Source organism: Streptomyces hyaluromycini, assembly GCF_002217755.1.
GTDB lineage: Bacteria > Actinomycetota > Actinomycetes > Streptomycetales > Streptomycetaceae > Streptomyces > Streptomyces hyaluromycini.
Genome location: NZ_BCFL01000022.1, coordinates 505,916 through 512,737, shown reverse-complemented (window position 1 = coordinate 512,737; position 6,822 = coordinate 505,916). Strand labels below are relative to the sequence as shown.

Sequence of the window (6,822 nt, the reverse complement as noted above, 5' to 3'; positions counted from 1 at the left end):
GGACGACCTCGACCAGCCCATCGGCACCCTCTCCGGCGGCCAGCGCCAGTGCGTGGCCATCGCCCGCGCCGTCTACTTCGGCGCCCGCGTCCTCATCCTCGACGAGCCCACCGCCGCCCTCGGCGTCAAACAGTCCGGCGTCGTGCTGAAGTACATCGCCGCCGCCCGCGAACGCGGCCTCGGCGTCATCTTCATCACCCACAACCCCCACCACGCCTACATGGTCGGCGACCACTTCAGCGTCCTGCGCCTGGGCACCCTCGAACTCTCCGCCGAACGCGCCGACATCACCCTCGAAGAGCTCACCAACCACATGGCCGGCGGCGCCGAACTCGCCGCCCTCAAACACGAACTCTCCCAGGTCCGCGGAGTCGACACCGAGGAACTCCCCGAAGAGGAGAGCCTCCAGGTCGGCGGCGCACCGCACACGACCTGACTTCCCACAGCAGCGGAGACAGCAGAACATGACATCCCAGCAAGCCCTTGGTATAGCCGTCGTCGGCACCGGGAAGATGGGCGCAGACCATGTGCGCCGAATCCACCAGGTCGTCAGCGGGGCTCGCGTGACCGCCGTCGTGGACATCGAGGCGGAGCGTGCCAGGACGCTCGCGGACGGGATCGAGGGCTGCACGGCGTACACCGAACCCGCGGCCGCCATGGCGGCGCAGGACGTGGACGCCGTGCTCCTCGCCTCCCCCGGGCCCGCCCACGAGGCGGCCCTGCTCGAAGCCCTCGGCCGTGACCTGCCGGTGCTGTGCGAGAAGCCGCTCACCCCCGACGCGGCCTCCGCCCTGCGTGTCCTGGAGGCGGAACAGCGGCTCGGGCACCGGCGCGTCCAGGTGGGCTTCATGCGGCGGTACGACGCCGAGTACATGGAGCTCAGGCGACTCCTCGCCCGGGGGGATCTGGGCAGGACGCTGATGCTGCACCAACGGCATCGCAACCCGGCCATGCCGGCGGGGTTCACCGAGGAGATGCTCATCAACGACTCGGTGGTGCACGAGACGGACGTGACCCGCTGGCTCCTGGACCAGGAGATCACCGCGGTCACCGTGCACAAGCCGGCCGCGACGTCGTACGCCCCGGCCAGTATGAACGACCCGCAGCTCGTCCTCTTCGAAACCGAGTCGGGTGCCCTCGTCGACGTCGAGATCTTCGGCCACTGCGGCTACGGCTACCAGGTGCAGGCCGAGGCGGTCTGCGAGCGGGGCGTCGTACGCATCGACGGCGAGCAGGGCCCGCGGCTCACCTCCGCGGGCCGTTGGGGCGGCTGTGTCACCCCGGACTACCTGGAGCGTTTCGCGGATGCCTACGACCGCGAGGTCCAGGCCTGGGCGGACGCCACCCGGCGCGGGGAGACAACGGGCCCCACTGTGTGGGACGGCTACGCGGCCGCGGCCGTGTGCGAGGCGGGTGTGCTGTCGCAGCGGGAGGGCCGACGCGTCGAGGTCGAGCTGATCGAGCGGCCCGCCTTCTACCGGTAGGCGGCACGCGAAGAGCGGGGGCGGTACCGGACCGGTACCGCCCCCGCTCCGTACTCTCAGCCAGTGGCGGGAAGCACCGTGCGCGGCCGGGCCGGGAAGCCGGCCGCCCGGTAGCACTCGTCGATGAGGCGCATGGTGGTGAGCGCGTCCTCCGCGTCGAGGGCCAACGGTGCACCGTGCCGCAGGTGGGCCGCGAAGGCCTCCAGTTGGAAGGTGTACGACGACCTGCGGCCGAGTTCCTCGGTGCGCTCGCCGACGGCCGTGCGCACCACCACCCGGTCGTCCAGGTGGGGTTGGACGAAGTTCACCGCCGTGGCCTCGCCGCGGGAGCCCACCACACGGCAGCTCATCTGCCACGTGTCGTACGCCATATGGCAGTTGGCGGTGCCGGTGACCCCGCCCGGGAACTCCAGATCGGCGTACAGCCACTCGTCGACCCCTGCGGCCCCCGCCCGCTCGCCCCCGCGCGCGGCGACCAGCCGGGGCGCACCGCCGGCCCAGGGCGCGAGCATCCGCAGCGCGTGCAGGCTGTAGCACCCGAGGTCCATCAGCGCGCCGCCGGCCAGCGGCAGTGACCAGCGCACGTCGCTGTCGGGCGGCGCCGGCATGGCGACCACGGCCTCGACGTGCCGGAGGTCGCCCAGCTCCCCGCTGTCCAGCAGCTCGTGCAGGCGTCGGGTGACCGGGTGGAAGAGGTAGTGGAAGCCCTCCATGAACACGGTGCCGGCCTTGGCCGCGGCCTCGCCGACCTCGGCCGCCTCCCCCGCGTTGCTCGCCGACGGCTTCTCGGTGAGCACGTGCTTGCCGGCCTGGAGCGCGACCAGGTTCCACGGCGCGTGCACGCCGTTGGCCAGCGGGTTGTAGACGACTTCGACCTCCGGGTCCGCTATGAGCTCGGCGTACGAGCCCGCGACTCGCTCCACGCCGTGCGCGGCGGCGAAGGTCTCGGCTCGGCCCCGGTCGCGGGCGGCCACCGCGACCAGGCGGTGGCCGCCCGCGCGAGCGGGCCCGACGATCGAGAGTTCGGCTATCCGCGCGGCGCCGAGGATCCCGATCCGCAGTGGTCCGTCCGTCATGCCTTCCCCACCTCGTCGAGCCGCACGGACCGGAGCCCGTGCAGCGAGAGGGTGCGGGTCTCCGCGGGGAAGGCTCCGATCCGGGCCCGTCCCATCATTCCTGTACGCATGCGGCTCTTCTTTCCGTCAGCTCAAGAGAGCGGCTCAGTCCTGGCCGCCGAAGACGATCTGGTCCCAGTCGATGACCGAGCCGGTCACCACCCCGCTGCGGTCGGACAGCAGGAAGACGACGAAGTCGGCGATCTCGTCGACCTGGCCGAGCTTGCCCATCGGCTGGGCCGCGGCGGCCTTCTCCCGCCAGTCGTCGCCCGCGTCGTGGAAGGCACGCTGGGTCGCGTCCTCGCCCTCGGTGTCCGTCCAGCCGATGTTGAGGCCGTTGATGCGGATCCTGTCCCAGCGGTGGGCGTGGGCCGCGTTGCGGGTCAGCCCGGCCAGTCCGGCCTTGGCCGCGGAGTACGGCGCCAGGAACGGCGGCCCGCCGTGGGCGCAGTTGGAGATGATGTTGACGATGGTGCCGGGCGCCTCACGGGCCTTCATGTCGGCCACCGCCGCCTGCATCGAGAAGAACGGCGCCCGCAGATTGATCGCCATGTGCTGGTCGAACAACTCCGGCGTGGTGTCGAGCAGCGAGCCGCGCGACGTCAGCCCGGCCGCGTTGACCAGGCAGTCGATACGGCCGTGCGCGTCCAGGGTGCGTACGACGGAGTCGCGTGCCTGCGCCGGGTCGGCGAGGTCCGCTTGTACGAAGCGGGCCCCCGTGTCGGCGGCGAGCTTCTCGCCCGCCTCAACCCGGCGGCCGGTGAAGACGACCAGCGCGCCCTCCCGGACGGCCGCCCGCACGATACCGGCGCCGACGCCCTGGCTGCCACCGTTGACCAGGACGACCTTGTCCTGAAGAAGTGCCATGAGTCGGGTGTCCCTTTCAGCCGTGCCGGCGCTTGGCGCCGGCCTGCAGTTCGTGCCCCAGCCGGTCGGGGGTCCAGTCCTCGGCCACGGCCTGCCAGAGGGTGTCCGCCTGGGAGGGCGGGGCGAGACCGTCGACCGGCGGGTCGAGGTCCAGGTTGGTGGGGAAGGGGTAGCCCTCGGCGGTGGCGGCGACCACGCGGCGCAGCCAGTCCTCCGAGACCCCCTCGGCCTTGCGGCGCAGCAGCACCGGGAAGAGGGCGTTCGCCATCGCCTCGCGGTCCACCGTCTCCATCGCGCGGCCGAAGGCGGAGGAGATCTGGAGCAGGTTGGCCATGCGGCGGATGCCGGTGGAGCGGTTGTGCCCGGCGGCGTGGAAGAGCGCGGGGTTGAAGAAGGCCGCGTCGCCCTTGTCCAGGGGGAGCTGGACGTGGTGGGAGTCGAAGTACTCGACGAACTCGGGCAGTCGCCAGGCGAGGTAGCCGGGCTCGTACTTCTGCGAGTGCGGGAGGTAGAGCGTGGGGCCGGACTCGACGGGCATGTCGCAGTGCGCGACGGCGCCCTGGAGGGTGAGGACGGGTGACAGGCGGTGGACGTGCGCCGGGTAGGCGGCGGCGCGCTCCTGGGAGAGGAAGCCGAGGTGGTAGTCGCGGTGCACGCTCTGTGCGGCCCCGCCCGGGTTGACGACGTTGACCTGCGAGGTGACCTGGTAGGCGGGGCCCAGCCAGGCCTCGGCGATCAGCGCGAACATGTCGTTCGCGTAGTAGTCGGCGAACACCTCGGGCGCCCGTACGGCCATCTTGTCCAGGGCGTTCCAGACGCGGTCGTTGGCGCCGGGCCTGGCGAAGTGGTCGCCGCGGGCGGTATCGCTCGCGCGCTCCTCCTCGATCAGCGCGGTGAAGGCGTCGGTGGCCCGGTCGACGACGTCCGGGGCGGCGAACGCGCCCTTGAGGACGACGATGCCGGGTCCGTCGAGCAGCGCCCGCACCAGCTCGTCCTGGACCTCGCGGCGGCCGTCGGCGGTGGCCGTGAGGGCGCGGAGCCGGTCGCTGTCGTAGAGGGGCACGTTCTGCTCGACACGCTCCGCCGAAGGGTGGTCGGCGGCGTCCGTCTCCTGCTCGACGAGCGAGCGGAACGCGTCGAGATCGCAGTCGGCCTCGGTCAGCCAAGTCCGCGCTCCCGCGGCGGTGGGAGACATCTGGGGTCCTTTCGCAGTCCGTGTATTTCTGCCAGTCTTGAGAACCAGAAGCCATCATTCAATGCTTGGCAATACATCAAAAGTCCATCAGAAGTTCTTGGGATCACTCATGAGGCACCCCTACCCGATCAGGGAAATCGCCCGTCAGGCAGGACTGAGCACGGCCACGGTCGACCGCGTACTCAATCAGCGGGGCAATGTGCGGGAAAGCACCGTGAGAGAGGTGCAGGAAGCCATCAAGGACCTGGACCGCCAGCAGGCCCAGGTCCGCATCGGCGGCCGTACATTCATGATCGACATCGTGATGCAGACACCGCAGCGGTTCTCCACCGCCGTACGCGAGGCGCTGGAGGCCGAACTGCCCTCCCTGCACCCGGCCGTCGTGCGCTCCCGCTTCCACTTCCGCGAGACCTGCCCGCCGGCCGAGTTGATCGGCACCCTGGACAAGATCGCCAAGCGGGGTTCGCAGGGCGTGATCCTCAAGGCTCCGGACGTTCCGGAGGTGGGAGCCGCCGTCGGGCGGCTGGTCGCGGCCGGCATACCCGTCGTCACCCTGGTGACCGACCTCCCGCACAGCGCCCGCCTCGCCTACGTCGGCATCGACAACCGTGCGGCCGGCGCCACCGCCGCCTACCTGCTCGAACAGTGGCTCGGCGACCGGCCGGGCAACGTGCTCACCACCGTCAGCCGGGGCTCCTTCCGCGGCGAGGAGGAGCGCGAGATGGGCTTCCGCAGCGCGATGCGGATCGCAGCCCCCCGACGATCGCTGGTGGAGGTCACGGACAGCGACGGCCTGGACGCCACCCAGTACGAGCTGGTGCTCGACGCCCTCAAGCATGACGAGGACATCGTGGCCGTGTACTCCGTGGGCGGAGGCAATCAAGCCACCCTTGAGGCCTTCGACGCGCTCGGGCGGGACTGCGCGGTCTTCGTCGCCCACGACCTCGACCACGACAACACCCGCCTGCTGCGCGAGCGCCGCCTGTCCGCGGTCCTCCACCACGACCTGCGCCAGGACATGCGCCGCGCCTGCCAGATCATCATGCGGGCCCACAAGGCACTCCCCGAGGACGGCCCCGCCCTGCCCTCGGCGACACAGGTGGTCACCCCGTTCAACATGCCGCCCGGGATCCCGGCCCTGCCGGTCGTGGACTGAACCCGTCGCACGCGCGCACCGTCGGCGCGCTGCGCCGGCCATGGCAGCGGTTCCGGACCGCACGCACCGCACGCACCGCTCGACGGCTGCGTCAGGCCGGCGCTCCGGACGTGCTGCGCCTCAGGATGGCGCCCGCGTCGACCTTCATCTGGAGGCCGGTCACGTACCGCGACTCGTCCGAGGAGAGGAACAGCACCGCATTGCTGATGTCGGACGGGTCCACGTACGGGATCGGCATGGGCTGCGTGGTGCGGAACGACTCCTCGGCGTCCTCCCGGCGCGGGTCGTCCAGGTCGGGGCGGAAGATCCGGTACATGGGTCCGCTCTGGAGCATGTCCGTGTCGCAGTTGGTGGGGTGGACGGCGTTGACCCGGATCAGCCGCGGTGCCAGTTGCAGCGCCAGGTCGTGCACGAAGCGGGCCACGCCGCGTTTGGCATGGGAGTAACCGGAACCGCCGGGACCGCTCTCCGGGCTGTCGACGCTCCCGACCATCAGGCCCGCGGACGAACCGATGCAGATCACGGACGCCCCGGAGCCCAGGTACGGATAGGCGGCCTCGACCGTGTTGACGACGCCGACGAGATTCACGGAGACCGCGTCCAGGAAGCCCTGCGGGGGCACGTCCAGGCCCACCGGGGCGATCCCCGCGTTCGCCACCACGATGTCGAGTCGGCCGAGTTCGGCGACCGCGTCGCCGACGGCGGAGACGAGCCGGGAACGGTCGCGGACGTCGACCCGGCGGGTGACGATCCGGCGGCCGACTCCTTCGACGAGGTGAGCGGTCTCCGCCAGGTCCTTTTCCGTGGAAAGGGGATAGTGCGCGGAGTCGATGTCCTCGCAGATGTCGATCGCGATGATGTCGGCGCCTTCCTCGGCCAGCCGCAGTGCGTGGCTGCGGCCCTGCCCACGCGCGGCGCCGGTGATGAACGCAACCTTGCCCTCTACCCGCCCGGCCATGTCGGTCCTCCCTCGTGTGCGCGACGGACCGGGGCCGTGCTGGTAGG

At 71.1% G+C, this 6,822-nt stretch carries 7 protein-coding genes; 3 read left to right on the top strand and 4 right to left on the bottom strand.

Going from position 1 to position 6,822, the window contains the following annotated elements:
• The coding region (locus tag SSP29_RS29115) for an ATP-binding cassette domain-containing protein (protein WP_145968959.1) at positions 1-436 on the top strand (436 nt) is incomplete at its 5' end.
• Between the two features lie 28 nt (positions 437-464).
• Positions 465-1,484, top strand: coding sequence for a Gfo/Idh/MocA family protein (locus SSP29_RS29110; protein WP_089103764.1), 1,020 nt, complete (start codon positions 465-467; stop codon positions 1,482-1,484).
• Positions 1,485-1,540: 56 nt separating this feature from the next.
• Here SSP29_RS29110 and SSP29_RS29105 read toward each other — a convergent pair whose 3' ends face one another.
• The 3 genes from SSP29_RS29105 to SSP29_RS29095 form a co-directional block, all read right to left on the bottom strand.
• Positions 1,541-2,560, bottom strand: coding sequence for a Gfo/Idh/MocA family protein (locus SSP29_RS29105; protein WP_089103763.1), 1,020 nt, complete (start codon positions 2,558-2,560; stop codon positions 1,541-1,543).
• Positions 2,561-2,704: 144 nt separating this feature from the next.
• A complete protein-coding gene (locus SSP29_RS29100; RefSeq protein ID WP_089103762.1) occupies positions 2,705-3,466 on the bottom strand; it encodes an SDR family oxidoreductase in 762 nt (253 codons plus the stop codon).
• 16 nt (positions 3,467-3,482) lie between these two features.
• Positions 3,483-4,661, bottom strand: coding sequence for a phytanoyl-CoA dioxygenase family protein (locus SSP29_RS29095; protein WP_089103761.1), 1,179 nt, complete (start codon positions 4,659-4,661; stop codon positions 3,483-3,485).
• A gap of 109 nt (positions 4,662-4,770) precedes the next feature.
• Here SSP29_RS29095 and SSP29_RS29090 point away from each other — a divergent pair, with 109 nt between their 5' ends.
• Positions 4,771-5,817 carry a LacI family DNA-binding transcriptional regulator gene (locus tag SSP29_RS29090; protein ID WP_089103760.1) on the top strand — a complete coding sequence of 349 codons (1,047 nt, stop codon included), beginning with the start codon at positions 4,771-4,773 and terminating at the stop codon, positions 5,815-5,817.
• 91 nt (positions 5,818-5,908) lie between these two features.
• Here SSP29_RS29090 and SSP29_RS29085 read toward each other — a convergent pair whose 3' ends face one another.
• Entirely contained in the window at positions 5,909-6,775 is an 867-nt protein-coding gene (locus SSP29_RS29085; RefSeq protein WP_089103759.1) for a mycofactocin-coupled SDR family oxidoreductase, read from the bottom strand.
• Between the last annotated feature and the right edge of the window lie 47 nt (positions 6,776-6,822).

Bases quoted from the DNA above. Each gene is read 5' to 3' on its own strand.
- SSP29_RS29110 (WP_089103764.1), top strand. From the start codon at position 465: ATGACATCCCAGCAAGCCCTTGGTATAGCCGTCGTCGGCACCGGGAAG.
- SSP29_RS29105 (WP_089103763.1), bottom strand. From the start codon at position 2,560: ATGACGGACGGACCACTGCGGATCGGGATCCTCGGCGCCGCGCGGATA.
- SSP29_RS29100 (WP_089103762.1), bottom strand. From the start codon at position 3,466: ATGGCACTTCTTCAGGACAAGGTCGTCCTGGTCAACGGTGGCAGCCAG.
- SSP29_RS29095 (WP_089103761.1), bottom strand. From the start codon at position 4,661: ATGTCTCCCACCGCCGCGGGAGCGCGGACTTGGCTGACCGAGGCCGAC.
- SSP29_RS29090 (WP_089103760.1), top strand. From the start codon at position 4,771: ATGAGGCACCCCTACCCGATCAGGGAAATCGCCCGTCAGGCAGGACTG.
- SSP29_RS29085 (WP_089103759.1), bottom strand. From the start codon at position 6,775: ATGGCCGGGCGGGTAGAGGGCAAGGTTGCGTTCATCACCGGCGCCGCG.